We start from the raw sequence: 1,762 nt of genomic DNA, 5'->3' as shown, positions 1-1,762 counted from the left end.
CCCGTCAGCGGCGTCGAGGTGCTCGCGCATCAACTCCAGGCGCAACTCCCGGGCGAACGGGCGGGCCCCGTCCCCGAGGCCGCCCGGGTCGAGCGGCCGCCTCGGGTCGGCGGCGAGGTCGAGGACGGCGCAGCTCAGCTCGGAGTCGTGCGTCCACGAACGCAGGTTGACGTTGTCGGACCCGATGGAGGCCCAGACGTCGTCGATCACGCACACCTTGGCATGCACGTACACAGGGGTCGAGGCATGGTTCTCCAGGCCGTACACCGCGACCCGGTCTCCTCCGGCGCGGCTCAGCTCCTCCAGGGCGGTGATCCGTCCGATCAGGTTCATGGGCCCGGTGAACAGGCCGTCCTGCTCCGGAACGGAGGGGATGACGGCGACCAGCCGCAGCTGCGGACTCGCCCGCAGTGCCCGGGCGAAGCAGTCCACCACGCGCGGGGACCACAAGTACTGGTCCTCCAGGTAGATCAGGGTCCGGGCCCGCCGCAGCGCCTTGAGGTAGCCCCGGGCGATGCTGCGCTCGCCGTCGGGGGCGAAGGGATAGCCGCGCAGCAGACGGTTCGGATAGGTGCGCAGCACCTGGACGGCGTGCGTGCCGCACGGCGGCGGATCGGGCTCCTGCGGCGGCAGTTCGTCCGCAACGGTGTCCTCGCGGGCCAGCAGTTCGCGCAGCCGCATCAGCGGACTGCGGCTGAGGGGCGCGGGATCCTCCCAGCGCTCGCGGAAAACGGCTTCGACGTCGCCGACGACCGGCCCGCTCAGGGCGAGCTGCACGTCGTGCCACGGGGGGTGCGGACCGTACCGGGGTGCCAGGGGCAGCGATTGGCGGTCGCCGCGGTGGTCGGCGTCGTCGTTGCGGTTGTGGCAGAGGTCGATCCCGCCGACGTACGCGACATCGCGCTCCGGGCGGCCGGGGTGCCGCAGCACCACCATCTTCTGGTGGTGCGAGCCACCGGGCCGTACGCGCAGGTCGAGCAGGCACTCACCGCCCGCCGCTTCGACGTCCTCGCTGAGGGTCTGGTTCTCCTCCTCGCTGAACCGGAAGCCGTCCAGGTGGGAGCGCCACAGCAGACCCTTGACGACGACACCGCGTTCGGCCGCCGCGCCCAGGACGGCCGCGATCTCCGTACCGGGTCCGCGGAGCCGCTCGTCGGGATCGCCGCGCCAGTCGGTGAACAGGAGCAGGTCGCCGGCGCGCATCGCCCGGATCCGCGCGAGGAGCTCGGCGAAGTACGTGGCGCCGTGGACGAGCGGCCGGGCCTCGTTGCCCTCGGACCAGGCCCGACCGTCCGCCCGGCGATGTTCCAGCCGGGTGGCGGTATTGCCACGCTCTCCAGGTGCCAGCAGCCAGTCCGAGGTGGGCATGTAGGTCCTCCTCTCACACGGGTACCCCGCTCCCCGCCCTTCCACTCGGGACGCGATGCCCCGGACGGCCCCGTGTGCGCGATCACGGCTGCCACGCCCGGTGCCGGGGCCCGGGCCGTGTGGGTGGCACGTGCGGGCGGCGTCCCTCCTCCACGTGCCGCGGCCCGGGGTGCCGGTCGGCCCCGCACGGTCCAGCCTGGAGGGGATTCCCCTACGCGACGACTCGGAGGAACTCCACGGTGGACCGTCCTCTGCCCAGGAAGCGCGGATGGCTCGGGCGTCTGAAGAGGAGCGCCGCAGGGCTCGGAGAGCGCCGGGCCCGGCTCCATGCCCAACGCGAGGCGGAGTCCGCCGAAGCGTGGGAGGAAACGGTGGCGTCGGAGCCGCCGCCGGC

General features: G+C 73.1%; 1 protein-coding gene. It reads right to left on the bottom strand.

Annotated features, from left to right (window positions below; genetic code table 11):
- Positions 1 to 1,368 (bottom strand): phospholipase (locus tag ABZY57_RS32700; protein WP_356518175.1); only part of this gene is annotated, 1,368 nt, incomplete at its 3' end.
- Positions 1,369 to 1,762 lie beyond the last annotated feature (394 nt).

Origin of the sequence: Streptomyces sp. NPDC006450 (assembly GCF_040612195.1) — a bacterium.
Taxonomy (GTDB): Bacteria; Actinomycetota; Actinomycetes; order Streptomycetales; family Streptomycetaceae; genus Streptomyces.
Note: the sequence above shows the minus strand (reverse complement) of the source record. Positions and strands in the feature narration are given on the sequence as shown.